The 25,480-nt window shown below is 71.8% G+C and carries 26 protein-coding genes; 10 read left to right on the top strand and 16 right to left on the bottom strand.

Going from position 1 to position 25,480, the window contains the following annotated elements; translation table 11 throughout:
* Positions 1 to 31: 31 nt before the first annotated feature.
* The 6 genes from AB0I32_RS11330 to AB0I32_RS11305 are packed head-to-tail and all read right to left on the bottom strand — an operon-like array spanning position 32 to position 4,219.
* On the bottom strand, positions 32 to 472 hold the full coding sequence (locus AB0I32_RS11330; protein ID WP_357505874.1) for a pilus assembly protein: 441 nt from the start codon (positions 470 to 472) through the stop codon (positions 32 to 34).
* Positions 469 to 852, bottom strand: coding sequence for a TadE/TadG family type IV pilus assembly protein (locus tag AB0I32_RS11325; protein ID WP_357505872.1), 384 nt, complete (start codon positions 850 to 852; stop codon positions 469 to 471). Before AB0I32_RS11325 ends, AB0I32_RS11330 begins: the two co-directional genes overlap by 4 nt.
* Positions 849 to 1,037, bottom strand: a complete 189-nt coding sequence (locus AB0I32_RS11320; protein WP_357505870.1) for a hypothetical protein — start codon at positions 1,035 to 1,037, stop codon at positions 849 to 851. The genes AB0I32_RS11325 and AB0I32_RS11320 overlap by 4 nt, the downstream gene beginning before the upstream one ends.
* Before the next feature lie 37 nt (positions 1,038 to 1,074).
* Entirely contained in the window at positions 1,075 to 1,992 is a 918-nt protein-coding gene (locus tag AB0I32_RS11315) for a type II secretion system F family protein (protein WP_357505868.1), read from the bottom strand.
* Positions 1,989 to 2,846, bottom strand: coding sequence for a type II secretion system F family protein (locus AB0I32_RS11310; protein ID WP_357505865.1), 858 nt, complete (start codon positions 2,844 to 2,846; stop codon positions 1,989 to 1,991). The genes AB0I32_RS11315 and AB0I32_RS11310 overlap by 4 nt, the downstream gene beginning before the upstream one ends.
* Entirely contained in the window at positions 2,846 to 4,219 is a 1,374-nt protein-coding gene (locus AB0I32_RS11305) for an ATPase, T2SS/T4P/T4SS family (RefSeq protein ID WP_357505863.1), read from the bottom strand. Before AB0I32_RS11305 ends, AB0I32_RS11310 begins: the two co-directional genes overlap by 1 nt.
* Before the next feature lie 179 nt (positions 4,220 to 4,398).
* Here AB0I32_RS11305 and AB0I32_RS11300 point away from each other — a divergent pair, with 179 nt between their 5' ends.
* Entirely contained in the window at positions 4,399 to 5,646 is a 1,248-nt protein-coding gene (locus tag AB0I32_RS11300; RefSeq protein WP_357505861.1) for an aminotransferase class I/II-fold pyridoxal phosphate-dependent enzyme, read from the top strand.
* A gap of 26 nt (positions 5,647 to 5,672) precedes the next feature.
* Here the strand turns inward: AB0I32_RS11300 and AB0I32_RS11295 are convergent, their stop codons facing one another.
* Complete coding sequence (locus AB0I32_RS11295; RefSeq protein ID WP_357505859.1) at positions 5,673 to 6,290, bottom strand: LysE/ArgO family amino acid transporter; 618 nt, start codon at positions 6,288 to 6,290, stop codon at positions 5,673 to 5,675.
* Positions 6,291 to 6,380: 90 nt separating this feature from the next.
* Between AB0I32_RS11295 and AB0I32_RS11290 the strand changes: the two genes are divergently transcribed.
* Together AB0I32_RS11290 and AB0I32_RS11285 are read left to right on the top strand one after the other, a co-directional pair.
* Entirely contained in the window at positions 6,381 to 7,307 is a 927-nt protein-coding gene (locus AB0I32_RS11290; RefSeq protein WP_357505857.1) for a LysR family transcriptional regulator ArgP, read from the top strand.
* A gap of 96 nt (positions 7,308 to 7,403) precedes the next feature.
* On the top strand, positions 7,404 to 8,012 hold the full coding sequence (locus AB0I32_RS11285; RefSeq protein WP_357505855.1) for a LysE/ArgO family amino acid transporter: 609 nt from the start codon (positions 7,404 to 7,406) through the stop codon (positions 8,010 to 8,012).
* 19 nt (positions 8,013 to 8,031) lie between these two features.
* On the opposite strand, the gene AB0I32_RS11280 is transcribed toward AB0I32_RS11285, so the two are convergent.
* The 4 genes from AB0I32_RS11280 to AB0I32_RS11265 all read right to left on the bottom strand — a co-directional run bounded on the left by AB0I32_RS11280 (position 8,032) and on the right by AB0I32_RS11265 (position 14,415).
* On the bottom strand, positions 8,032 to 9,345 hold the full coding sequence (locus AB0I32_RS11280) for an LCP family protein (RefSeq protein ID WP_357505853.1): 1,314 nt from the start codon (positions 9,343 to 9,345) through the stop codon (positions 8,032 to 8,034).
* 179 nt (positions 9,346 to 9,524) lie between these two features.
* Complete coding sequence (locus AB0I32_RS11275) at positions 9,525 to 10,790, bottom strand: LCP family protein (protein ID WP_357505851.1); 1,266 nt, start codon at positions 10,788 to 10,790, stop codon at positions 9,525 to 9,527.
* Between the two features lie 54 nt (positions 10,791 to 10,844).
* On the bottom strand, positions 10,845 to 13,091 hold the full coding sequence (locus AB0I32_RS11270; protein ID WP_357505849.1) for an esterase-like activity of phytase family protein: 2,247 nt from the start codon (positions 13,089 to 13,091) through the stop codon (positions 10,845 to 10,847).
* 64 nt (positions 13,092 to 13,155) lie between these two features.
* Complete coding sequence (locus AB0I32_RS11265) at positions 13,156 to 14,415, bottom strand: multidrug effflux MFS transporter (protein WP_357505846.1); 1,260 nt, start codon at positions 14,413 to 14,415, stop codon at positions 13,156 to 13,158.
* Positions 14,416 to 14,531: 116 nt separating this feature from the next.
* Here AB0I32_RS11265 and AB0I32_RS11260 point away from each other — a divergent pair, with 116 nt between their 5' ends.
* On the top strand, positions 14,532 to 15,287 hold the full coding sequence (locus tag AB0I32_RS11260) for an SOS response-associated peptidase (RefSeq protein ID WP_357505844.1): 756 nt from the start codon (positions 14,532 to 14,534) through the stop codon (positions 15,285 to 15,287).
* A 110-nt stretch (positions 15,288 to 15,397) separates the two neighbouring features.
* On the opposite strand, the gene AB0I32_RS11255 is transcribed toward AB0I32_RS11260, so the two are convergent.
* Positions 15,398 to 16,069 carry an HAD family hydrolase gene (locus tag AB0I32_RS11255; RefSeq protein WP_357505842.1) on the bottom strand — a complete coding sequence of 224 codons (672 nt, stop codon included), beginning with the start codon at positions 16,067 to 16,069 and terminating at the stop codon, positions 15,398 to 15,400.
* 20 nt (positions 16,070 to 16,089) lie between these two features.
* Positions 16,090 to 16,830: an SDR family oxidoreductase gene (locus tag AB0I32_RS11250; RefSeq protein ID WP_357505841.1), complete on the bottom strand. Its 741-nt coding sequence runs from the start codon at positions 16,828 to 16,830 to the stop codon at positions 16,090 to 16,092.
* A gap of 101 nt (positions 16,831 to 16,931) precedes the next feature.
* On the opposite strand from AB0I32_RS11250, the gene AB0I32_RS11245 reads away from it, so the two are divergent.
* The 3 genes from AB0I32_RS11245 to AB0I32_RS11235 all read left to right on the top strand — a co-directional run bounded on the left by AB0I32_RS11245 (position 16,932) and on the right by AB0I32_RS11235 (position 20,506).
* On the top strand, positions 16,932 to 17,768 hold the full coding sequence (locus AB0I32_RS11245) for a helix-turn-helix transcriptional regulator (protein ID WP_357505839.1): 837 nt from the start codon (positions 16,932 to 16,934) through the stop codon (positions 17,766 to 17,768).
* A gap of 194 nt (positions 17,769 to 17,962) precedes the next feature.
* On the top strand, positions 17,963 to 19,675 hold the full coding sequence (locus tag AB0I32_RS11240; protein WP_357505837.1) for a lysyl oxidase family protein: 1,713 nt from the start codon (positions 17,963 to 17,965) through the stop codon (positions 19,673 to 19,675).
* Positions 19,676 to 19,729: 54 nt separating this feature from the next.
* Positions 19,730 to 20,506: a crotonase/enoyl-CoA hydratase family protein gene (locus AB0I32_RS11235; protein ID WP_357505835.1), complete on the top strand. Its 777-nt coding sequence runs from the start codon at positions 19,730 to 19,732 to the stop codon at positions 20,504 to 20,506.
* A 34-nt stretch (positions 20,507 to 20,540) separates the two neighbouring features.
* Here the strand turns inward: AB0I32_RS11235 and AB0I32_RS11230 are convergent, their stop codons facing one another.
* The 3 genes from AB0I32_RS11230 to AB0I32_RS11220 all read right to left on the bottom strand — a co-directional run bounded on the left by AB0I32_RS11230 (position 20,541) and on the right by AB0I32_RS11220 (position 22,950).
* Positions 20,541 to 21,608, bottom strand: coding sequence for an adenylate/guanylate cyclase domain-containing protein (locus AB0I32_RS11230; RefSeq protein WP_357505833.1), 1,068 nt, complete (start codon positions 21,606 to 21,608; stop codon positions 20,541 to 20,543).
* A gap of 66 nt (positions 21,609 to 21,674) precedes the next feature.
* Positions 21,675 to 21,971: a hypothetical protein gene (locus AB0I32_RS11225; protein ID WP_357505831.1), complete on the bottom strand. Its 297-nt coding sequence runs from the start codon at positions 21,969 to 21,971 to the stop codon at positions 21,675 to 21,677.
* Positions 21,972 to 22,101: 130 nt separating this feature from the next.
* Positions 22,102 to 22,950, bottom strand: a complete 849-nt coding sequence (locus tag AB0I32_RS11220) for a biotin--[acetyl-CoA-carboxylase] ligase (RefSeq protein WP_357505829.1) — start codon at positions 22,948 to 22,950, stop codon at positions 22,102 to 22,104.
* Between the two features lie 119 nt (positions 22,951 to 23,069).
* Between AB0I32_RS11220 and AB0I32_RS11215 the strand changes: the two genes are divergently transcribed.
* From AB0I32_RS11215 to AB0I32_RS11205, 3 genes are read left to right on the top strand one after another with little or no spacing between them, the layout of a single operon-like run.
* Positions 23,070 to 24,668 carry an acyl-CoA carboxylase subunit beta gene (locus AB0I32_RS11215; RefSeq protein WP_357505827.1) on the top strand — a complete coding sequence of 533 codons (1,599 nt, stop codon included), beginning with the start codon at positions 23,070 to 23,072 and terminating at the stop codon, positions 24,666 to 24,668.
* Positions 24,669 to 24,710: 42 nt separating this feature from the next.
* Positions 24,711 to 25,235 (top strand): hypothetical protein, encoded by a 525-nt coding sequence (locus tag AB0I32_RS11210; protein WP_357505825.1) that lies wholly within the window; start codon positions 24,711 to 24,713, stop codon positions 25,233 to 25,235.
* A complete protein-coding gene (locus tag AB0I32_RS11205) occupies positions 25,232 to 25,471 on the top strand; it encodes an acyl-CoA carboxylase epsilon subunit (RefSeq protein WP_357505823.1) in 240 nt (79 codons plus the stop codon). The genes AB0I32_RS11210 and AB0I32_RS11205 overlap by 4 nt, the downstream gene beginning before the upstream one ends.
* The last annotated feature ends 9 nt before the right edge of the window (positions 25,472 to 25,480 follow it).

Here is a 25,480-nt window from a genome sequence, read left to right as displayed (position 1 = left end):
TCATCGGCGCAACGGTCACGCTCACAACCGACTACGGGCGAGGTTCGGCATAGCGGTCCGTCGTGCCCGTGCGGGTTGCCTCGACCGGGACGGACAGCGGCACCCAGCCGCGGACGACGTCGGGCAGGAGGGGCAGCGGCACCTCGACCCGCACGATCGCGCTGACCGCGCCGCCCGGCGTCAGGCACGGGGAGGTGGAGCACTCCAGGCTGAGCGCGCCGCTCTCACGGGCGAAGCCCTGGTCCGTCAGGGCGATCCCGACAGCGGCCTCGGCACGCGCCGCGCCCGCCGCCGACGACTCGGCGGTGACCATCGCGCGGACGGCGTCCTTCGCGGCCCCCTCGGCGGCGAACGCGGCGGCCTGGACCCGTCCCAGGGTCACCACCAGGTAGACAAGAGGGATCAGCAGGATCAGCGCGACCCCGAGGAACTCGACCATCGCGGAACCGCGCTCCGGCTCCCCCACCGTCATCGTGCCTCCGCCAGCGCGTGGCCCCGCACGGTGAGCGTCCCGCCGGGACCGAGCAGGCCGACGACGGGCAGGGGCGTGCGCACCGTCACCTCGGTCACCACGAGGCCGTCGACCGTGGTGCTGCCCGCCGTGACGTCGCGGGCATAGGCCCCGGTCAGGGCCTTGGCCAGCAGCGCACGCGTACGCGCGACGCCGTCGGCAGGACCCCGGTCGGCGCGGGCCGCCACACGGGCACCCTCCGCCGCCGCGTCGATGGCGAGGGACCGCACGTGCACCGCGAGCGCCACCTGGACCACGCCGAGCAGCAGGGCCAGGACCAGCACGGACACCAGGAGGAACTCGACCGCGGCGGAGCCGTGCTCCGGCCGGCCGGAGCTCACCCCTGGCCCGTGACGCTGCTGATCGCCTGCCGGAACGCGTTCTCCAGCAGCGGGCCTGCCATGGCCCAGAGCGCGACGACCAATCCGGCCGTCATGAGAGTGATCAAGACCCAGCCCGGGACGTCGCCCCGTTCACTGTCCGGTTCGGAACCGGCCGCTCGGCCGGGATCATCGCCGTCGCGCATGTCATTTCCTTTCGTAGGGGTCATCCGGAGAGCCATGTCAGAGCCCGATCCGGAGGGTGGCCAGGCTGGGGAAGACCGCGAAGACGACGGTCACGGGGAGCACGAGGAACACGACCGGGACCATCATCAGGATCTCCTTGCGGCCGCCCGCCTCCAGGAGGGAGCGGCGGCCGGCCTCGCGGACGTCGCGCGCCTGCGCGCGCAGCACGTCGGCCAAGGGTGTTCCTCGCTCCAGCGCCACGACCACCCCCTCGGCGAACCGCGACAGGGGCGGCAGGCCCGACCGGTCCGCGAGCGCGGTGAGGGCGGTGGTGACGGGCGCGCCGGCGCGCACCTCGGCGACCATGCGCCGGATCTCGGCGGCGAGCTCGCCGCGGGCGGTCGAGGCCACACGTTCGAGGGCGGCGGGTGGGCTCTCCCCCGCTGCGACCGCGAGGGCCAGCAGCTCTGCGATGGTCGGCAGCTCGGCCAGCAGCCGTTCCTCGCGCCGCCGGACGCGAAGGGTGAGGGCCTGGTCGCAGGCCACGTAGCCGCACGCGCCTGCGACGACGACGAGTGCCAGCAGCGGCACGACTGCCGCGCCTCGGGTCGCGGCGAGCAGCAGCGCGAGCCCGAGCCCCGTGGCCAGCCCGGCGACCGTCCACACGACCTGCCTCGCCCGGAAGTGGTCCACCGACTCGGCGGATCCTGCCCGGTCGAGCCTTCGCCGTACCTCCACGCGGGGCGAACCGAACCGCTCGAGGCGGGCGCCGACGTCGTGCAGGCCGAGCAGGCGGACCACGGCCGAGGTGCGGCTGACCTCCCGAAGGAGCGTCGAGGTCGCGTCTCGCGGGCGGAGGTACGGCGCGAGCCGTTCGTCGAGGTTGACGGCGCGCGACCGCAGCCGCGCGAGCACGATCAGGAGTCCCAGCGCGACGCCGAGACCGGCGAGCGCCCCCGCCGTCCAGCCCGTCACCGCAGCACCCGGCGTTCGGCGGGCAGCCTGCCGATCCGGAGCATCATCCGGTAGGCGATCAGGGCACAGAGACCGCCGATGACCAGCACTGCGACGCCGGTGGGCGAGTCGTAGGCGCGCGCGGTCTCCGGCCGGGTGGCCAGCAGCGCCAGCACGACCCACGGCCCGGCGACCGCCACCCGGGCACCGTTCACCGTCCAGCTCTGCCGGGCCTCCAGCTCGCCGCGGGTGGCGGCGTCCTCCCGGAGGAAGCCGCTGAGCGTGCGGAGCAGCCGGCCCAGGTCCTGCCCGCCGACCTCGCGCGTGAGCCGGAGGGCCTCCACTATGCGGTCGGCCACCGGGTCGGCGAGCCGCTCCTTGAGCGCGTCGAGCGCGTCGCCGAACCGGCCGCCGGCCCGGTAGTCGTGGGCGAAGCGGCCGAACTGCTCACGCAGCTCGACCGGTCCGCGCTGCCCGAGCTGGGCGACCGCCTCCGGCAGGGACAACCCAGCGCGCACCCCGGAGGCGAGGTGGTCCACCACCTCCGGCCAGACCTCCCGCAGCGCCCGACGTCGGCGGCGGGCCCGCGCCCGCACCAGCACCACCGGACCGGGTGCCGTCAGGACGGCGAAGCACGCGGCGATCGCGGGCGAGCGGGTCAGGGCGAGCCCGAGCAGCAGCGTCACGAGGCCGAGTGCCGCGCAGGCGCCCACGAGCATCGCCGGCGTGACCGACGGCGCGCCCGCCTGGGTCAGCAGGTCCCGGGTCCGCATCTGCCAGGTGACCCGGCCAGCGGGTCGCGGTACCGGGGTCCAGAACGACCACCACACGCAGAACAGCCCTGCGCCAAGGAGCAGCCCTACGACGACACCCATCAGCGCGCCGTCCAGGGTCCGACGCCAGCGCGCGCTTCCGCCCGGGCGTCCGCACCCGAGCGGGCACCCGCGCCCGCCCACGGACCGGTGGCGCCGCCCGTCCCAGGACGCGTTCCGGCCGGGACGACCCGCGGGTCCGCGAGCAACGCCCGCACGTCGAACCCGGCACGCTCGAAGCGGTCCTCGCCGGGCGGCATGCCGTCGCCGCGCCGCAGGTCGCCGTCGGCATCCCTGTCGAAGATGCCCGCGGTCTCGATCCGGCCCTCCTCGACCCGCCCGGTGACCGCGACGATCTCGCGCACCTGGCGCCGGACCACGCCGTCGGCGGAACGGCTCAGGCCGAGGTGCACCACGAGGTCCACCGCCGAGGCGACGGTGGGCACCACGAACCGGTCGGACACGTTCTCGCCGGCCAGCAGGGGCAGCGTCGTCATCTTGGCCACCGCCTCACGCGCGGTGTTGGCGTGGAGCGTGCACATCCCGGGGATGCCGCTGTTCAGGGCGATGAGCAGGTCGAAAGCCTCCGCCTCGCGCACCTCGCCGATCACTATCCGGTCGGGGCGCATCCGCAGCGCCTCCTTGACCAGACGGCGCAGCGGCACCTCTCCCGTGCCCTCGAGGCTGGCCGGACGCGTCTGCAGGGCGACGTGGTCGCGGACCGGGAGGCGCAGCTCCCAGACCTCCTCGGCCGAGATGACCCGCTCGGATCCCGGGATCGACCCCGCGAGGGCGTTCAGCATCGTTGTCTTGCCCGCCTGGGTCTGGCCGGACACGAGGATGTTCAGGCCGGCCCGGACCGCGGCGTCGAGGAAGGTCGCGGCCTGTCCGGTCAGCGACCCGAGACGCACCATGTCGGCGAGGGCGCGGGCCCGCACCACGTGCTTGCGGATGTTCACGGCCATCCCGCCCCCGGTCATCTCGGGGAGGACCACGTGCAGCCGCTCCCCACCGGGCAGCCGCGCGTCGACGAATGGACTCGACAGGTCGAGCCGCCTTCCCGACGTCTTGAGCATCCGCTCCACCAGGTCGCTGACCTGCTCCGTGGTCAGCACGGTGCTGGTCAGCTCCGGCACCCCGCGCCGCGCCACGTACACGTGGGTCGGTGCATTGAGCCAGACCTCCTCGATCTCCGGGTCGTCGAGGTAGGGCTGCAACGGGCCGAACCCGCCGACGGCGTCGGTCACCGCCTGGGCCGCCGCCGCGGGATCGGCGAGGGGTGGCACCACGCCGACGCTCGCCCGGGTCGCGTAGTCACCCACCGCGTCGGTGACGAGGCTCGACAGCCCCGCCCGGTCACCGATCGGATCCAGTCCCCTGCGCCGCACCAGCTCGCGCACCTCGTGCTCGAGGATGCGCGCCCCCTCTTCGCCCATGGCCGATAACGCTAGGGCCAAATGTTCACCTTTGCAGGGCGCCCTGTGGATAACTTTCCCCGAGGCCCGGAGTTATCCACCACATCCACAGGGTTGTCCACATACGCGCAGGTAAAGAGGGTTGTCCGCCATGCCCGAGATGAACTCGGGGTGGACGCGGGATGGATATCGTCGACCCCATGAGCTCCCTCCATTCACCTGGCCGCGGCCAGGACCGCTGGCAGGACACCGCGAGCGCGGCGGGCCTCCTCGCCGACGACGGCACCGTCGCCGCGACGATCTTCGCCGAGATGTCGGCGCTCGCCGTCCGCACCGGCGCGATCAACCTCGGCCAGGGCTTCCCCGACGTCGACGGCCCCGAGTACGTCAAGCAGGCGGCGATCCGGGCGATCGAGGAGGGCCGCAACCAGTACGCGCCGGGCGACGGGGTGCCGGAGCTGCGCCGCGCGATCGCGGACCACCAGAAGCGGCACTACGGGCTGGACGTCGACCCCGACACCGAGGTGCTCGTGACCACGGGTGCCACGGAGGCGCTGGCCGCCACCATCCTGGCGCTGACCCGTGCGGGCGACGAGGTGCTCACGCTGGAGCCGTTCTACGACTCGCACGCGGCCTCGATCGGCATGTCCGGCGCCACGCACGTGACGGCTCCCCTGGTCCCCGGACCGGACGGCTTCCGGCTCGACGTCGAGGCGCTCCGCGCGGCCGCCTCTCCTCGCCTGCGGATGATCGTGCTCAACTCCCCGCACAACCCGACAGGGGCGGTGCTCACCGGGGACGAGCTGGCCGCGGTCGCCGCGGTGGCTCAGGAGCGTGACGCGATCGTCGTGACCGACGAGGTCTACGAGCACCTCACGTTCGGCGCCGAGCACCTCCCGATCGCCACGCTGCCGGGCATGGCCGAGCGCACTCTCACCATCTCCTCGTCGGGCAAGACGTTCTCGTTCACCGGCTGGAAGGTCGGCTGGCTGCACGGGCCCGCCGACCTGGTCACCGCCGTCCGGACGGTCAAGCAGTTCCTCACGTACACGTCCGGCGCACCGTTCCAGCCCGCCATCGCCCAGGCCCTTGCCGACGACGACACCCCCCGCGCCCTGGCCGCTGCCCTCGCCGAGCGTCGGGACCTCCTGTGCGCGGGACTGGAGGCGGCTGGTTTCACGGTGAACCGCCCGGCCGGCACGTACTTCGTGATGGCCGATGCGTCGAACCTGCTCGGTCGCCTCGGGCTGCGCGACGGCGTCGAGCTGTGCCGCCGTCTGCCCGAGCTCGCCGGCGTGGTGGCGATCCCGGCGGCGGCGTTCTGCCGCGCGGGCTCGCCGACGGCGGGGGCGCTCGCCTCGCACGTCAGATTTACCTTCGTCAAGAAGGAGTCCGTGCTGCGCGAGGCGGCGACCCGCCTGGCCAGACTGGGGGTCCCGCTGAGCTAGCCGGCCACGCCTGGTCGGTCAGCCCGTCAGCCCGCGAGCAGCGAGACCGCAACGGCCAGCATGATGAGCGCGATCACGCCGTCGACCACGCGCCAGGCGCCCGGACGCTTGAGCACCGGCGCGAGCAGACGGGCGCCGTAGCCGAGGCCGCAGAACCAGATGACGCTCGACACCATCGCCCCGGCGGTGAAGAGCCAGCGGTCGTCGCCGTAGGTGGCCGCGACCGAACCCTGCAGCAGCACGGTGTCGAGGTAGACGTGCGGGTTCAGCCAGGTGAGCGCGAGCGTCGTGAGGACCACCGGCCGCAGGCGCCGGCCCGGGGCGTCGCCCAGCGCGCCGTCCTCGGCCGCCGCGAGCCTGGTGTCGCCGCGCACGGCGCGCCAGGCGGCCATCGCCCCGTAGCCCAGCACGACGGCGGCGCCCAGCCAGCGCATCACCTCCACCGCGTCGGGCCAGCGCTCCACCAGCGGCCCGAACCCCGCACCGCCCGCCGCGTAGAGCAGCGCGTCGGAGACCGCGCAGATCGCCGCGACGACGGCCACATGCTCACGACGCAGCCCCTGGCGCAGCACGAACGCGTTCTGGGCACCGATGGCGACGATGAGCGAGAGACCGAATCCGAGTCCGGCGAACAGGGTGAGCATGTCCTCCACGCTAGGCAGCGGAGCGAGTGAAGACCAGTTCATGTTTCTCAGGCCACATAAGCAGAACTGAAGATGCGGCAGACTGGCGGCATGCGATGGGACTCCCGCCAGCTCGAAGCACTGGCCGCCGTGGTGGCCGAGGGTTCGTTCGACGCGGCGGCACGGGCACTGCACGTGACGCCCTCCGCCGTGAGCCAGCGCATCCGTGCGCTGGAGAACGCGGCGGGCAGCGTGCTCGTGCGGCGTGCCCGGCCGGTGGTCGCCACGGCGCCGGGCCAGGCGCTGCTGCGCCTCGCCCGCCAGACGGAGCTGCTCGGCGCGGAGGTCGCGGCCGAGCTCGGCGCGGACGATCCGCGTGAGCACCCGGACGACCAGGGGGCCGACGGCGGCACGGCCGGCCACTTCGTGACCGTGCCCCTCGCCGTCAGTGCCGACTCGCTGGCCACCTGGGTACTGCCGGCCCTCGCCCAGGTCGAGGGGGTCACGTTCGACCTGCACCGCGCGGACGACAGCCGCACCGCGGACCTGCTCCGCGAGGGCGTCGTCATGGCAGCTGTCACCTCCCAGACGGCGCAGGTCCAGGGCTGCCGCAGCACCCCGCTCGGCATCATGCGGTACCGGCCGGCCTGCACCCGCGCCTTCGCGCGGCGCTGGTTCCCCCACGGCCCGACGGCGGAGGCCCTGGCCGCCGCACCGGTGGTCGTCTTCGACCGGACGGACGACCTGCAGGACATGTTCCTGCGCGAGCGGGCACCGGGGGCCAGGCCACCGCGACACCACGTGCCGAGCACCGTCGAGTACGAGGAGAGCATCTACCTCGGCCTCGGCTGGGGCATGCTCCTGGACACGCCCTCCCTCGGCGGGCGCGCCGCCGGGGACGACATCGCACTGCTGGAGCCCGCCACGACGGTCGACGTCCCGCTCCACCTGCAGCAGTGGAAGCTGCGCTCAGCCGTGCTGGACAGGGTCACGACAGCACTGCGAAAAGAAGCAACACGAGAGCTACTACCTGCGTGAAATCTGGACGTACCCCCATCATTAACCGTGATTCAGTCTTCTGCACTTCCGAATCATGAACCGGACATCCCGCGCCCAACTTCTTACCGTTCAGCCATGCTCTCCGCCCTCGCAGGCATGGCCTTCGGTCTATCGCTCATCGTCGCCGTCGGGGCGCAGAACATCTTCGTTCTCCGCCAGGGGCTGCGCCGTGAGCACGTAGGGCTCGTCGCAGGCATCTGCGCCGTGAGCGACCTCTTGCTGATCACGGCAGGGGTCGGCGGGCTGGGCTCCATGATCCAGAGCGCGCCGCTCGTCGTCGAGATCGCACGCTGGGCAGGCGCCCTCGTCGTCCTCGTCTACGGGGGCATGGCCGGGTACCGCGCCGTCAAGGGTCAGCGGGTGGTCATGGGCCGGCACAGCGTCACGAACCGGACAGTGGGTGCCGCCGTCGCCACGACGCTCGCCCTCACCTGGCTGAACCCCCACGTCTACCTCGACACCGTGGTGCTCGTGGGCGGGCTCGCCGCGACGCACGGCGACGACCGCTGGTGGTTCGGGCTCGGCGCCTGCGTCGCCAGCACCGTCTGGTTCGTCGCGCTCGGCTACGGGGCGCGCTACCTCGCGCCGCTGCTGGAGAGGCCGGGCGCGTGGCGCGTCCTCGACAGCATCGTCGCGCTGACCATGGTGGTCGTGGCGGCTTCGCTCGTCCTCGGCGGGGCCTGAGCCGTCAGGCCCTGAGCCGTCAGGCGCAGACGCCCTCGAGCAGGACCTCGGGGCTCGGGCTGGGCTTCGGTGTCACGGGCTTCGTCGTCCCGTCGGACGTGCCCGTCTCGTCGGCCGAGGGGTCACCGGCGTCGCCACCGGTCTCGGTCCCTCCACCAGCGTCTCCGGTACCCGCGTCGGTCTCGCCGGTCCCGGCGTCACCGCCACCGCCGCCGCCCCCCGAGCCGCCCTCGGTCCCACCGCCGCTCGCGCTCGGCGAGCCCGACGGCTCCGCCTCGGGAAGCACCACGCTGTCGGGCGGGGTGTCCGACGCCATGCGCTGGAAGATCTCGGCAGCCTCCGGACCCCAGGCGATCCCGCTGGCGGCCCCCTCGGTGGTGTCGTAGACCGGAATCTTCGTCATGACGATGTTGCGCTTCTCGATCTCCCGGAGCGACCAGGCGAGGCCGGCGACCTTGCCGGGGTCGGCGATGTCCGGGTCCGCGCTCAGCGAGCCCAGCGCGGCGTTGATCAGGCGGAAGGTCTTGGTCGGGTCGGCGAGCGTCTCGGCGGACAGGATCTGGCGCAGCGTGGCGTTGATGAACGACTGCTGGCGCTCGATACGAGTCAGGTCGCTGCCCATCTCCAGCCCCATGCCGGTGCCCTTGCGCACCCGGAGGAACTGGATCGCCGTCTTGCCGTCCAGCCGGTTCTCGCCGGCCTCGAGGTCGATCCGGGCCGACCTCGGGTCACCGTGCATCGCCTCGGGCAGGCACATCTTCACGCCGCCGATCGCGTCGACGACGTCGATCACGCCGTTCATCTTGACCACCGCGTGATTGGTGACGGTCACGCCCGTGATCGCGTTGACCGTGTTGATCGTGCACGCGGCGGCATGCTTGAGCGACGTGTCGCCGCTGCCGACCTCGAACGACGCGTTGAACTTGTCGCGGTACGGCTGGGTCTGGCTGCCGTCGGGCAGCTGGCACGACGGGATGTCCACGAAGGTGTCGCGTGGCAGCGACACGATCTCGATCCACTCCCGGTCCGCCGAGATGTGCACCAGCATCGTGGTGTCGGACCGCATGCCGCTCACGGTCCCGCCGATGTCGGCGTTGCTCCCGTCGCGGATGTCTGTGCCCATGAGCAGCAGGTTGACCGGCTCGTCCTTGAACGGGTCCGACGGGTCCTTCGGCTTGACCTGCTCGGCCACCAGGCCGTCCAGATCCTGGACATCGATCTGCGCGATCGCGTTGTGGTACGCCGTCGCCGCCGCGGCAGAACCGAACGCCATCACCCCCACGACGCTCATCGTGACGCCCCGGAGCACGAACATCTTGCGCCAGCTACGCACGTGACGGGGCTGGCGTTCGCCCGATCGAGCGTGCCGGGGTACCCCTTGGATAATCTCGCCGACAGGTCGGACTGCCGTCCAGAAGTCACTCGCCACGCACCGGAGACTATGGCCTCAGTGCAACAATCGTGTAAATAAGTCCTGGGCTTCCCAGGCAGGTTCCAGCTCGCGCCATGACTTCAGTCGGCGCAGACGCCGGGCAGCAGCGAGGGCGACGGAGACGGGTCCGGCCGGTCCGACGGCGTCGTCGTGCCACCTGAGCCACCTGAGCTGCCCTCCGAGCCGCTCTCCTCGCCCGCGTCCGGGCCGTCCGCCGGGTCTGCCGACCCGCCCGACGGCTCCTCCGGCTCCTTGCCACCGCCGGCAGCGCCCGGTGCGGGCGTCTCGTGCCCCGGCGGCGGTTCGTCGGCAGCCAGCCGCGCCCAGATCGCCGCGGCATCCTCGGTCCACACCACCCGGTTGGAGTCCGTCGGGGCGGCCACGACGGGCAGCTCGGTGAAGACGATGTTCGCCGGGTCGATGTCCCGGATGCTGAAGGCGAGGCCGGCGAGCGCCGCCGGGTCGGCCAGGCTGGGGTCCGCGGAGATCGCGTGGAGCACCGCCCGGATGGTGCGGTAGAGCTGCGGCGAGTTGGTCACGACGTTCTGGTCCAGCACCTGGCGCACCAGAGAGTCGACGAACGCCTGCTGCCGCGCGATCCGCGTGAGGTCGCTGCCCTGCTCCAGGCCGAGGCCCGTGCCGTGGCGGGCCCGCAGGAAGCCGATGGCCTGGCGCCCGTCGAGGGTCTGCTCTCCGGCGGGCAGCTCGAAGCGCCCGTACGCCGGGTTCTGCACGAGGGGCTCGGGCAGGCACATGCGCACCCCGCCGAGCGCGTCGACGACCTCGACCACGCCGTCCATCTGCACGACCATGTGGTTGGTGACGGGAACGTCGGTGAGGCTCTGCACCGCGGAGATGGTGCAGGCGGCGGCGTACGTGAGGTCCTCCTCGGCGCCGCCGCCGATGGTGAACGCGCTGTTGAACATGCCGTACGACGCGCCGGACTCGCTGCCGTCGGGCAGCTTGCAGGAAGGGATGTCGACCAGCGAGTCACGCGGGATGGACACGACCTCGATGCGTGACCGGTCCCCGGAGATGTGGACGAGCATCGTGGTGTCCGACCGCATGCCCCCGTCGCCCTCGCCGGCGATCTCGGTGTTCTCGCCGCCGCGCAGGTCGGTGCCGAGCACGAGGATGTTGAGGCTGCGCCCGGTGAACGGGTCGTCGGGATCCGCGGGCTTCTGCACCTGGACCAGGCCGGAGACGTCGCTGACGCCGACCTGTTCCTTGAGGTCCAGGTACACGGCCGCGCCGGCGACGGCCACGAGAGTGACCGCACCGACGACGAAGAGCGTCACGGCTCGCGCGACGCGGTGACTGCGCTGGTTGCTGAGGTGCCGGGGCACATGCGGAGCATAGGCATGTACCCCGGCACGGGGCCCGTTAAGTGGGGGTGCTGGTCAGCGGACCGCGGCGACGCCGAGGTCCGGGTTGTCGGTGAAGAAGCCGTCCAGGCCCGCCTTCATGAAGACGCGGATCTCGGCCACGAGGTCGCCGATCCCGTTCGGGTCGGTCGAGGACCGGAACTCGGCGGACATGAACTGGTTCTCCCGCCGGAACGTCCACGTGTGCACCTCGAGCCCGACACGGTGCGCGTCGCGGATCACGGTGCTCGGGGCGCCGAGCGTGCCGTCGGCCTCACGCGGGATCAGCACGTTCTTCTCCGCGCCGATGCCGTCGGCGTAGGACGCGATCTCGCGCAGCCCGCTCCGGGTGACCATGTCCGCGTAGGTGCGCGGGTCGCCGTCGGCCACGAAGTCGTAGGGCGCGCCGCTGCTGCTGATGAGCTGGCCGAGCGGGACATCGGTCAGGTCGTCGAGGTCCTGCAGGTTGCCCACCTCGAAGGACTGCACGATGACCGGGGCGTCGGCGCGGTCGAATCCGTTCCGGCCGAGCTCCCGCACGAGCGGCTCCTCGAGCGACAGGCCGATCGAGTCGAAGTACGTCGGGTGCTTGGTCTCCGGGTAGACGCCGACGGGCGCGCCGTCGCAGCTGCGGCTGTTGCGGGCCAGGTCGAGGACCTCGTCGAGGGTCGGGATGAGGTAGAGCCCGTCGAACGGGACGTTCTGCGGCCGGACCTGCGGCAGGCGCTCCTTGGCGCGCAGGGTGCGCAGCTCGGCGAGCGTGAAGTCCTCGGTGAACCAGCCGGTGATCGACGTGCCGTCGATCGTCTTCGTGGTGCGCCGGTCCGCGAACTCGGGGTGGGTGGCGACGTCGGTCGTGCCGCTGATCTCGTTCTCGTGCCGGGCGACGAGCACGCCGTCCTTGGTGGAGACCACGTCGGGCTCGATGTAGTCCGCGCACTGGTTGATGGCGGTCTCGTACGCCGCGAGCGTGTGCTCGGGCCGGTAGCCGGAGGCGCCGCGGTGCCCGACGACGGTGACGCCGTCGTCCGTCACGCGCTTCTTCCTGAGGTCGACGAGGGCCATCTCGGTGTCGTCCGGCGTGCCGGTGACGCGCGCGTCGTTGCCCGGGTAGTTGTTGTCGTTGCCGATCAGCAGCGTGTCCCGGTCGACGAACAGGACCGTCTCGAAGGACTGCACCGGCAGGCTGAAGGTCCCGCCGAGGCCGTAGCCCTCGCCCTTGTCGATGCCGCGCGGGTTCGCGATCCGCAGGGCGTCGACCACGAGCTCCTTCTTGACGAAGCCGTCGCGGTCCTTCCGGCCCAGGTCGATCTCGTACACGCGCTTGGTGACCGCCTGGTCACCCTCGAAGTCGTCGCGCTCGATGACCAGCATGGTGTCGCGGCCGGTCGCGAACGCGTCGCCGATGACGTTGGCCTGCTGGTCGGTCTGGTACGCCCAGCGCTTGCCCGTGTACTCGCCGCGGCGGGTGTCGAACTCGTAGATCCAGCGGCGGCGGACGTCGGCGTCGTCGGCCAGGGCGCCCTCGACCACCGGGTAGAGGTAGCGGCCGACCGAGGCCATCGCCTCGAAGCCGCGGCTCCCGCCGACGTTCGGCTTCTCACCGGGCTCCAGGTACGGGTTCCCGGGCGACTTGCCGTCCGGGAACTCGAACGGGGCCTCCAGGAGCGTGCCGTCCTCGTCGAAGTGCAGCAGGAACGGGCCGAACTCCTCGCCCACCCAGAACGTGCCGTCAGCGGCGCGGACGAGGGACTCGATGTCGAAGTCGGCGCCCGTCAGCAGCCGCTCGTCGGTGTCCTCGTTGACGATGTCGAAGTCGAGGACGTCGTTGCGGTCGTTGTACTCGACGAAGTCGAGCACCTTGATCGCGCCGGATCCCTTGCTGCCGGTGTTCCACTGGGGGCGCACCAGGTAGTTGCGCAGGAGGAAGTCGGCAGAGTTGCCCTTGGCCCCGAAGCCGTTGTCCGGCTGGGCCCAGAAGGTGCCGTCGTGATTGTCGACCATCGCGGAGAAGCCGGGGATCACCTGCCCGTCCCATGGACCCTGCCGCCCGTTGCCGGGCGATGCCGCGGCGCCCGACGGCGGGCCTTCGGCCAGGTAGTCGGCCGACAGCGTGGCGCGACCGGCAAGGGTGGCGGCGAGGTAGGTGCCGCCGTGGTGCTCAGAGCTCGGACCGGGGCCCTGCTGGGGCGCTGCGACGGCGACGGCCGCGGGGAGCAGCAGCGAGGCGGCCGCGGCGGCGGCCACCGCGCGCGAGGCGCGGGTGCGCATGGGTGTACTCATGCGTGCGAGCCAAGTCTGCGGAGCCGACGTCCTGGTGAATCCCGCCCGACCTCGGGATGAACACTCAGATCGGCGCGTGCCAGCCGCCCTTGCGGTACGCGGGGGTGGCCGAGGCCAGCACGACGAAGGCGAGCAGGCCCGCGCCGAGCATCACCGAGGACATGGCGACGGTGTCGCTGCCGAGCAGGCCGACGATCGGCGACACGACGCCGGCCAGCAGCGACTGGATGGCGCCGATCATCGCCGCCGACGTCCCGGCGATCTCGCCGTGCCTGGACATGGCCAGGGCCGACGCGTTGGCCGGGATGAGGCCCTGGAACGCGAGCACCAGCCACAGGGCCACCAGCAGGCCGATCAGTCCGCCGAACTCCGTGATCGCGACCGCGAGCAGCACCAGGGACATCACGAGCTGCGCCACGAGGGCCGTGCGGAGCAGGCGGATGGGGGCGACCCGCCGCACCAGCGCCGCGTTGACCTGCGCGGAGAGCACCAGGCCGAGCCCGTTGATCGCGAACAGGAGCGAGAACTGCCCGTGCGTCAGGCCGTATCCCTGCTGGAACACGAAGGGCGAGCCCACCACGTAGCTCAGGAGCGCACCCATCGCGAGCCCCGGGATGAGCGCCAACGCCATGAAGTGCTTGTCGCGGAGCAGCGTGCGATAGCCGCGCACCACCGACGACGCGCCGCCGGTGGTGCGACGTGCCACCGGGTTCGTCTCCGGCATCACGAAGAACACGATCACCGCGAGCGTCGCGCCGATCAGCGCGAGCACCACGAAGATCCAGCGCCACTCGAACGCCTCCAGGACGATCGAGCCCAGCGACGGCGCGAGCATCGGTGCCACACCGATCACGAGCATGAGGCGCGACAGGATGCGGGCGGCCTCGGCGCCGACGAACCGGTCCCGCACGGTGGCCATGGCCGCGACGCTCGCCGCCGAGTTGAAGAACCCCTGCGCCAGGCGGAGCCCGATGAGCAGGTGGATGTCGTCCACGATGGCGCAGGCCAGCGAGACCAGGACGTGCATGCCGATGCCGATCATCAGCGGCAGCCGACGGCCGAAGCGGTCGGTCAGGGGGCCGATGACCAGCTGGCCGAGCGCACCGCCGATGAGCATGCACGAGACGGTGAGCTGAGCGAGCGCGTCGGAGGTGCCGAGGTCGGAGGCGACCTGCGGCAGCGCGGGGAGGTACATGTCGACGGTGAGGGCGGGCAGGCACGCCAGCGCACCGAGCATGATCACCCACTTGAGGGCCGATCGAGGCGACGGAGCGCGGCGCGCGGGCATGACTGAGGGCACGCTCGACGGCGCTTCGGATGGCATGGCTCCCATTCTATCGAATCGATACGACCCTGAACAGAGTGATCTCGATCTCCCGCCTCGTGCGCGCCCCGTTCACCGGGCCCGCGAGTGTCAGTGGCTCAGGGCATGCTGGTCCTATGTGCGGACGCTTCGCCTCTTTCACGGACACCCAGGACCTCGCTGACGAGCTCGCGATCGCCGAGCTCGCCGAGGACGCGCGGCTCTTGCCGCCGTCCTGGAACGTCGCGCCCACCGACCCGGTGCGGATAGTGGTCGAGCGCGCCGCCAAGGGCTCGACGGAGGTGGCGCGGTCCATGCGGCTGGCCCGCTGGGGGCTCGTGCCGTCCTGGGCCAAGGACCCCGGCGTGGGCGCGCGCATGATCAACGCACGGTCCGAGTCCTTGCTCGACAAGCCGGCGTTCGCCAAGCCGTTCGCGGCCCGGCGCTGCCTCGTGCTCGCCGACGGCTACTACGAGTGGCGCAAGCTCTCGCTGCCGACGACCGGCTCGAAGAAGGTCCCGAAGCAGCCGTACTGGATCCACCCCGCGGACGCCGGCGTTGCCGCCCTCGCCGGCCTGTACGAGTTCTGGCGCAACCCCGCGGCGAGCGAGACCGACCCCGACCGCTGGCTGGTGTCGGCCACCGTGGTGACCCGGCCGGCGTCGGATGCCATGGCGGCGATCCACGACCGCATGCCGCTGGTGCTGCCGCGGGATGCCTGGGACACGTGGCTGGATCCGACGGTCCGCGACGCGTCCGAGCTGCTGACGGTGGACAACACACCACTGACCACACGGCCGGTGGGTGACGCCGTCGGGAGGGTGCAGAACAACGGGCCGTCGCTGATCGAGCCGGACCCGGAGCCGCGGGACCCGGAGCCGGTACTGGTCTGAGGCGATCGGCGTCGATGCAACTGGTCAACAGCACGTTGACCGGGCCCACGGACCACTGTGCCGAACAGTTCGGCTCAGCCGAACAACGCCGCCTCGAGGGATCAGGCCGTCTAACCAGCCAGCGGTACGTCAGCCAGGGTTCGGATCCGGTCCGCGACGTCCGGGTGCCGGTCGTGCCGGTCCAGCAGCACGGCGCCCAGCCCGGCGTCGAGCGGACCCTGGAAGTCCTTCTCGACGTCGTTGCCGACCATCAGCACGTCCCCCGGCACGACGCCGAGGATCTCGCACGTCGCGGCGTACGCGCGGGGGTCGGGCTTGCCCGCCGGGAGGTCGTCCGACGCGACGACGACGTCGAGGTGCTCGGCCAACCCCGTCCGGTCGAGCTTGTGCCGCTGGTGGGCCGAGTCGCCGTTGGTGAGCAGTGCGACGACGAGGCCCGCGTCGCGCACCCGGCGCAGCGCGGGCACGGCGTCGTCGAACGCGATCCAGGCACGCTCGTAGCGGGACAGGTACCCCGAGAAGAGCTCGTCCGCCTCGGCGTCGGTGGCATCAGCGCCCAGGAACTCGCGGACCCGGACCCGCCGCTGGTCCTGGAAGGTGATCTCCCGGCGCTGGTACCGCGCGTACGCCTCCTCCGCGATGGCGAGCCACGCGGCGACCAGCTCTTCCACGTCGTCGAGGCCAAGCCCCAGCTCGGGCAGCCAGTCAAGGAGCGCCGTGCGCGAGGCGCCCTCCTGGTCCACGAGTGTGTCGTCGAGATCGAAGAGAACGACTTTCAGCACGTTCGCATCGTGTCATACGGCTACGCCCCGCCGGTCAGTCCGACCACCTGACCGTTGACCGCGGTGTTCGCAGAGGAGCCCAGCCAGACGACGGCGGTCGCCACCTCCGCCGCGTCCAGCAACCGGCCGAGCGGGGATCGCTCCGCGTACAGCTGCCCCACCTGGTCGACGATGTGGGTGTTCGTGGCCGTCCGGGTGAGGCCCAGCATCGCCACGTTGGACAGCAGGTCGCCGTCCTGCCCGAGCGAGAACGCGACCGACCGGCTGAAGCCGTGCAGCGCCGCCTTGGCCGCGGTGTAGTACTCGCCGCCTGCCACGCCGTCGGTCACGAGCGACGACGAGAGGTGCACGAGCCGCCCCCAGCGCGCCTCACGCATCAGCGGTGTCACGGCGCGCGTCAGCCGGATGGCGCCCTCGACGTTGCTGCGGAGCAACGCCGTCCACTCCTCGTCGGGCACGGTGTCGAAGGGCACCATGTCTCCCCAGGCCACCGCGTTGTTGACCAGCACGTCCACCCGCCCGGTGGCCTCAACGGCCGCTGCCACGAGCGCCGCGGGCGCCGCCGGGTCCGCCTGGTCGTACCGCACGACGACGGCGCGGTCGCCGATGTCGTCGGCCACCTTCTGCGCCTCGTCACGGGCGTCGCGGTAGGTGACCACCACGTTCGCGCCCTCCGCCGCGAACGCGGTGGCGATCCGCCGCCCGACGCCGCCCGACGCGCCGGTCACGATGACTGTCCGATCCTGAAGTCCGATGTCCATGGCTCAACCGTGCGCGGACCGCCGTCGGTCAACCAGACCGCCCGGAGACTGGCCCTGAGCGGGCCACCCTCCGCGTACCCCGCCCGTCTAGGGTGATGTGCATGACCAGTGAGCTCGGTGCGCTCCTGCGCGCTCATCGCGAGGCCCTCGCACCGGAGGATGTCGGCCTGCCGCGCGGCACCCGACGCCGGACCCCGGGCCTGCGCCGCTCCGAGCTGGCCACTCTCGCCCAGGTGAGCGTCGAGTACCTGACGCGCCTGGAGCAGGGCCGGGACAAGCATCCGTCCCCGGAGATCCTCGGCGCGCTGGCTGATGCGCTCCGGCTGGCCGCAGCGGACCGCTTCCTCCTGCTCCGCGCCAGCAAGGGAACCAACGGGGCCTGCACCACCGACCCGCCGGCGGACTCGGTGCGGCCGCCCGTGCGTGCGCTCCTCGACCGGCTGGAGCCGTCACCGGCCATGCTGCTCAACCGCGTGGGCGACGTCCTGGCAGCGACAAGCACGTACCGCCGTCTGCTCGAACCGTTCGGCCTGTTCGACGACAGCCACCCGAACCTCCTCCGGTTCGTCCTCACCGAGCCCCGCGCCCGGGAGGCGTTCCCGGACTGGGCGAACGAAGCCGACCGACAGGTCGCGGCGCTCCGGATGGAGTCGCTGCCGGGCGACCCGCACGTCGCGGAGCTCGCCGAGGCCATGGCCGTGCTGGCGGGAGCGGAGTTCACCGACCGGTATGCCGCACCGTTGATACCGCGCCACCGCACCGGCACGGAACGGATGCGGCACCCGCAGGCCGGAGAGCTCCGGCTGGACCGCGAGACCCTCGCGCTGCCCGACGCGGACGGCCAGCGCCTGGTCGTGCTCCTCCCGGCGGACGAGGCGACGTCGGACGCGCTCGGCGGGCTGGCCGGCAGGCGGCCCGGTGCGCTGCGCGCCGTCTGACCGCCGGGTCCGCGCCGACCCTGACCAACCCACCACGTCAGCCCTCTAGGTGACTACGGCGGGTGAACTCATCCAGGACGCCAACGTTTCCGCAGGCCCGAGCGTCCATAGGTGCGACAGGTTCCTCTGTCCTCACCCCTGGGGGATTCATGACCGCTCGCAGTTTGTCCCGTCCATCGCCTCGCTTGCTCACGATGGGCGTCGCCGCGACACTCGCGCTCGGGCTGCTCGGAGAGGGAGCCGCGGCCCACGTCGTGCCCGCCTCCGCAGCCACGCAGCCGGCCACCACCACCGCGGCGACGACCGTCGCCGACACCACCACGGAGTCGGCCGGGTCCGCACCACGGCGTGGTCTCAACCTCGTCCCGACGGGTGACACTGCGCAGGCCTACGCGTACGACGGGTTCGTCTACATCGACTCGCCGGTCTGGCTCGGCGCATACGGCCAGGGCTACGAGTTCCAGGCCAAGCGCGCGACGGCGTCCGCTCCGGTCAAGCTCACCAAGACCGTGATCCGCGGTAACAAGCGCACCACCACGCAGGCCCCCGCCGCCATCGTCGACGGGCTCAACGGCTTCAAGGGCGGCCTCACCGTCAAGATCGCCACGTCCAAGGGCAAGGTGCTCCTCGAGGAGACCCGCAGCCTCTGCACCGGTGGTGGCGAACGCCAGCGCATCCAGCCGACCGGCCGCACCGAGCCGCTCTACCCGTCGTTCTGCGGTGGCAACTGGTTCACGAAGTCGACGGTGTTCGGCGTCGAGGAGGGCTGGGCCGCCAAGCTCGACGCGTACTTCGAGGTCAAGACGAAGCGCACCGACCTCGTGATGACGACCACCATCAACGGCACGGTGGCGGACTTCCTCGGCCTGCCCGCCAAGGGGCGTTCCGTGACACAGCAGATCGAGATCGTCGACGAGTGCCAGATCTGGGGGTGCGAGGGGATCGCGAGCGAGCTCCTCGGCGAGCCCGCCGAAGGCTTCAGCACCCTCGCGGAGGACGACGCGCTGACCACCCGGGCAGAGAACCTGCGCGCGCAGGGCGGCGCCCACGGCAGCCACTCCGAGAGCTCGGGCAGCGAGCACCGCACGAACCTCTTCACACTGGACACCCAGGAGCACACCGGCGACGTCCCGTCGCTCGGCCAGGCTGGCAGCACGCCCACGACGAAGAAGCCTGCCAAGGACAGCCTCCCGGACCTCGTGTCCGTACCGGCGTGGCAGATCGGCAACGAGGTGGACGAGGCGGGCATCGACCGGCTCACCTTCCACGCCCACGAGTGGAACGCAGGACCCGGCCCGCTGGTCGTCGAGGGCTACCGTCGCGGCTCGGCCGAGGTCATGGACGCCTACCAGATGTTCTACCGGGACGGTAAGGAGGTCGGCAGCACCAAGACCGGCACCATGGAGTACCACGAGGCGCCCGAGCACGACCACTGGCACTTCCTCGACTTCGCGAGCTACGAGCTCGTGACCCCGAAGGGCAAGCTGGTGACGACCAGCGGCAAGCAGTCGTGGTGCCTCGTGCCGACCGACCCCGTAGACCTGTCGGTGAAGGGCGCCGTCTGGCGGCCCGAGGCCACCGGCCTCGACAGCGCCTGCGGTGACAGGTCCGCCCTGTGGCTGCGCGAGGTCCTGCCCGCGGGCTGGGGCGACACCTACAGCCAGTACCAGACCCAGGCGTTCGACCTGACCGGTGTGCGCAACGGGACCTACCAGATCAAGATCACCGTGAACCCGAACGGCAACCTGCACGAGCGGACGGCGTCGAACAACGTCAGCTACCGGACCATCGTCCTGGGCGGCAAGCCCGGTGCGCGCACGGTGCAGGTCCCGCCGTACGAGGGCGTCGACACGGAGATCCCGGAGGTCCCGGAGGACCCGGAGGACCCGGAGCAGGTGGAGGACTGACCAGCTCGACCGGCACGACGTCGCTGACCGGCGGCGGTGCGTAGGCTGCGCCCCATGAGCGCCAGCGCCACGCAGTCGACGGTCCCGTCCGGGAGCCGCATCACCTGCAGCATCTCGGACGGGATCGCCGACGTCCGTCTCGACCGGCCCGACAAGCTCAACGCGCTGTCGCTCGACATGCTCGGCGAGCTCAGGACGACCGCGCGCAGGCTCGGGCGGACCCCGGGGCTGCGCGCGGTGGTCGTCTCGGGCAACGGCCGCTCGTTCTGCGCGGGGCTCGATCTCGGCGCCGCGGCCCGCAACCCGGCGGCGGTGGCGCGAGCCTTCGTGCCGACACCCCGCGGCACCAACCTGTTCCAGGAGGCCTGCTGGGCGTGGCGGCGTCTGCCGGTGCCGGTGATCGCCGCCGTGCACGGCCACGTGTTCGGGGCCGGCGTGCAGATCGCCCTCGCCGCCGACCTGCGCCTCACGACCCCGGACGCCCGCTGGTGCGTCAAGGAGGTCGAGCGCGGCCTCGTCCCCGACATGTCGGGGATCCGCGCGCTGACCCAGCTGGTGGGCATCGAGACGGCGAAGCGGCTCACCTTCACCGCCGAGGAGTTCACGGGGGCCGACGCCGGCCGGCTCGGCCTGGCGGGGACCGTCACCGACTCGCCGCTGGACGAGGCCTTCGCGCTGGCCGGCCGGATCGCCGAGCGGCGACCCGAGGCCGTCGCCGCCGCGAAGCGGCTGTTCGACCGCCGCTGGTCGTCGGGCGACCGGCGCACGTTCGCCGCCGAGCGGTGGGCACAGCTGAGGCTGCTACCAGGCGCGATGCGCTCGCTGCGCTGAGTGCCCCTGACTGCTCCGAGCTGACTGCTTCGAGTCAGCCCCTGTAGGCGTGCTGGAGACGCACCGGCGCCATCGGGCCGATGCCGGGGATCTCCCGGACGGGCTGAGCCGTGAGCGCGTAGCGGGAGCTCGTCGCGAGCTTCGCGGCGGTGTCCTTGTCGACCAGGACCGTCGAGGGGTCCGACTGCTCGGTGAGGCGGGACGCGAGGTTGACCGTCGGACCGAAGATGTCGCCGAACCGGGACAGCACCCGCCCCCACACCAGCCCGACCCGCACCGGAATCTCCGGATCACCCGGAGCCGCGGTGCCGAGGGCCGCGCCGGAGGTCTCCGCCAGGCCGAGCGCCACCTCCGCGCCGGTGGAGATGTCGTCGGTCACGAAGAGGACCGCGTCACCGATCGTCTTCACCACGCGGCCGCCCGCGTTGACGATGATGTCGCGCGCGCCGGCCTCGAACCGCTGCACGAACTCCGCGAGCTCCTCCGAACCGAGCCCGGCGGTGCGCTTCGTGAACGAGACGATGTCCGCGAACCCGACGGCCCGCAGCAGGGGCAGCTGGTGGGTGTCGCTGCGGTCGTCCGAGTGCGCACCCGCGAACTCGATGGCCATGCGCCCGGTGAGCGCCGCGAGCTGACGCCGCCACGCGTGCTCGAGCTGCCCCTGCAGCATCTCCGTCATCTCCGGGAGCTTGTCCAGGGCGAGCAGGCGGGCCGAGGTCTCGTCCAGCTCGTAGCGCCGCGCGAGATGCTCCACGAGCGCCTCGACCTGCCACAGCGCCAACCGGTCAGCCGTGTGGCCGACGGAGCGGATGAACGTCATCTGGGCGCGCTCGTCCATCTGTTCCTCGTCGAACAGGCCGGCAGCGTCCTTGAGCGCCTCGACGTCGGCGTCGGTGAACCACGTCTCGGTCGGGTGCGTGACGGGCAGGCCGATCCAGCGCCAGTACCGGGTGACGAACTGCTTGTCGAGCCCCGTCAGCTCCACCACCTGCGACAGCGTGTACCGGCGGGCGCCGCCGAGCAGCGTCTCGTCGAGCCGGGCCGCGGTGTCAGCACCCGGTGCGTCGTGGTGGGTGTGAGAGGTCTCGGAATTGTGGAGCACGTCACCACTGTAGGCGCGCGAGCCTCATGCACCCGCATGGATCCGCGGGATGTCAGGCCGTGAGCGTCAGGCCATGAGCGTCAGGACGAGCGGGATGCCCATGAGCACGAGCAGCATCCCGACGACCGTGACGACGTTCCACAGTCCCAGCTGCACACCGCGCACGCCGTCGTCGCGGGAGAGCAGGACCCAGACGACCAGGAGCCAGGCGATACCGGCAGCGACGAGGCCCGCCGTCGGAGTTCCGTCGGTCTGGACGATTCCCCGGTCCAGGCGCACCGTGCTGATCAGGTACACCGCGACGATGGCCGCCGCACAGACGATCGCCTTGGCCACCCCGGCCGTGGCTCGACCTGCCTCCATGGCGTCTCCTGCCGTCGCACGCCCGTTCCTGCCTGCCATCGCTCCGGCGGACATTACCCGAGGCGCTACGGCACGCGGCAGGGATTGCCGCCGACTTCACCCCGTCTGACCGGCCAGTTCACCCGGAGGGTTACCGCAGGTGCCAGATGTCGCCGGCGGTCACCGTGCGCTCGTCGCCGGACTCCGTACGCACCACCAGCGCCCCCGACCGGTCCAGACCGACCGCCTCGCCCGACAGCGTGCCGGCTCCCCCGGCGAGCTCGGCGCGGACGCGGGTGCCGAGCGTCGCGGACACCGCCGTGTACTCGTCCAGCAGACCGGCCGCCGCGGCGTCGCCCCCCGCCTTCTCCCACCGCCGGACGACGGCGTGCACCTCACCCAGCAGCCGCACGAGCACGTCGGTCCGGTCAGGCCGTGGGTAGCCCGCGAGCGCCAGCGACGTCGCCGTCGGCACGGGCAGCTCCTCCGCGGACTGCGAGACGTTGAGGCCTATCCCGAGCACCACCGCCGGTGCCTCCGGCCCCGGCGTGCGCTGTGCGCCCGGCACCTCGGGCACCACCTGGGCGAGGATGCCCGCGACCTTGCGGTAGAGCCCCAGCCCGGCGACCGTGTCGACGGCGGGCAGCAGCACGTCGTTGGGCCACTTCACGGCGGCGGTGACCCCGCCGTCGGACACCGTGCGCACCACCGCGAGCCCCGCCAGCAGCGGGAGCCAGCCCAGCGCCTCGGCAGGAACCCGCGGACGCAGCAGCACCGACACGGTGAGGCCGGCGCGAGCCGGCGTCTCCCAGGAGCGCCCGGCGCGTCCCTTGCCCGCGGTCTGGTGCTCCGCGACGAGGGCCGACGGCGCCGGCCAGCCGGCCGGGTCGGACCGGACCGCCGTGACGAGCTCGGCGTTGGTGGAGGGGGAGGTCTCGACGACCTCGACCCTCGCGAACCCCGGGACTGTCAGCTTGTCGCGATACAGGGACTGGCGCATCCCTCCATACTCTCCCCTCGCCCCCGAACCTGCCCTTGGAGGAAACCCACAACGGAGCAGCGTGACCCGCTGGATGCTCACGCATCGAGCGGGAGGCATCCGACAACTACGCTCGAACTGTGAACGACGCCATCACCACCCTCGCCGGCACGCGCGCCAAGCTCGACGACCTCGACGCGCGCCGGGCAGCCGCCATCGACGTCCCCGAGCAGACGGCCCAGGAGAAGCAGCACAAGCGGGGCAAGAAGACCGCCCGCGAGCGCATCGACGCCCTGCTGGACGAGGGCAGCTTCACCGAGCTGGACGCGCTCGCCAAGCACCGCAGCCGCAACTTCGGTCTGGAGAAGAAGCGGATAGCCGGCGACGGTGTGGTCACCGGCTACGGCACCATCGACGGCCGCCAGGTGTGCATCTACTCCCAGGACTTCACGGTGTTCGGCGGGAGCCTCGGTGAGGTGCACGGCCAGAAGATCACCAAGGTGCAGGACCTCGCGCTCCGCACGGGCGTGCCACTCATCGGCATCAGCGACGGCGGCGGTGCCCGCATCCAGGAGGGCGTCGCGGCCCTCACGCAGTTCGCGGAGATGTTCCGGCGCAACGTCGCGGCGTCGGGCGTGATCCCGCAGATCTCCCTGATCCTCGGCCCGAGCGCGGGCGGCGCGGTGTACTCCCCCGCGCTGACCGACTTCATCGTGATGGCCGACCAGACGTCGAACATGTTCATCACCGGCCCGGACGTCATCCGCACGGTGACGGGCGAGGACGTCGACTTCGAGACCCTGGGCGGCGCCCGGACGCACAACTCGAAGTCCGGCGTGGCGCACTACATGGGCAGCGACGAGGACGACGCCATCGATTACGTGCGGCACCTGATCGGCTACCTGCCGCAGAACAACCTCTCCGACGCGCCGGCGTTCCCGCCGGAGGACGACGCGCCGCTGGAGGTCACCGCCGACGACGAGGCGCTCGACGAGCTCATCCCTGACAGCGACAACCAGCCGTACGACATGCGCACGGCCATCGAGGCAGTCCTGGACCCGGAGTCGTTCCTCGAGGTCCAGCCGATGTTCGCGACCAACGTGCTGGTCGGGTTCGGCCACGTGGAGGGGCAGTCGGTCGGCATCGTCGCCAACCAGCCGCAGTCCATGGCGGGCACGCTCGACATCGACGCCGCCGAGAAGGCCGCGCGGTTCGTGCGGACCTGCGACGCCTTCAACGTCCCCGTCCTGACGTTCGTGGACGTGCCGGGCTTCCTCCCCGGCGTCGGGCAGGAGCACCAGGGCATCATCCGCCGCGGCGCCAAGCTGATCTACGCGTACGCCGAGGCCACCGTGCCGCTGGTCACGATCATCACGCGCAAGGCGTACGGCGGCGCCTACATCGTCATGGGCTCCAAGCAGCTCGGCGCCGACGTCAACCTGGCCTGGCCGACCGCCCAGATCGCCGTCATGGGCGCGAGCGGCGCGGTGAACATCCTGCAGCGCGGCGCGCTGAAGACGGTCGCGGAGGCCGGCGGGGACGTCGAGGCCGAGCGGACCCGGCTGACCGCCGAGTACGAGGACGCCATCGTCAACCCGTGGGACGCCGCCGAGCGCGGATACGTCGATGCGGTCATCCGCCCGTCCGAGACCCGTGTGCAGGTGGTGCGTGCGCTTCGCGCGCTGCGCACCAAGCGATCTACGCTTCCTCCGAAGAAGCACGGCAACATCCCGCTCTGACGGCGGGAGGACCGAGGCAGTTCGGACGGGATGAGGAACTAGATGAGTCACGAGGACGCCACCCACGGCCCGGCGCCGATGGGCCGCGTCGACACGGAGCCGATGCACCGTGCCGTCGACGCGCTGGCGGCTGCGCTGCACGACTATGTGGGGACGGCCGTTGGCGTGCGCGCCGAGTTCGGCGCGGCGGAGGCGGACGAGGACCCGCGGGTGCTGGCCCTCGAGTCGAAGGTGGGGCACCTGAACGCCGCCCTGTTCGACACGCTGCACGGCTCGCTCGGCATGCACCCGGACCTCACGTCGTCGGTGTGGGAGCCGGAGGACGGCACCGACCCCGACGAGATCATCGAGTCCGAGCTGCCAGAGGGCGGCGAGTCGTTCTACCTGGGCTTCGTCGTCGCGGCGCGCGGCGGTGACGCCAGCCTGGACGGCGTGATCGACCTGCTCGACGCGGCCGGCGAGTCCGTCGCGACGCACCTCACCGAGGGCGGCTACGACATCGCCGAGTGGGCCGCCTCGCGCGGCGAGGCGCCCGGTTTCGGTTTCTACGAGGAGGACGACGAGTGAGCCCCGAGGTACGTGTTGTCCGCGGCGAGCCCGACGACGTCGAGGTGGCCGCCCTGGTCGCGGGCCTGGCCGCCGTGGCCGCGGCGGGCACTGAGCCCGACGACGCGGCGCCGCTCGACGAGTGGGTCAACCACGCCCGGGCGCTGCGCGGGAACGGGGCCTCGACGGCCAAGAACTTTGGTGGGCGGTCGGGGCGGCACAACGCGGACGCGTGGCGCTGGAGCTTGCGGTCCTGACGCCGACGG

Source organism: Promicromonospora sp. NPDC050249, from assembly GCF_040656015.1.
Taxonomy (GTDB): domain Bacteria; phylum Actinomycetota; class Actinomycetes; order Actinomycetales; family Cellulomonadaceae; genus Promicromonospora.
The sequence above is the reverse complement of the archived record's forward strand: the minus strand, read 5'-3'. Positions and strand labels throughout refer to the sequence as shown.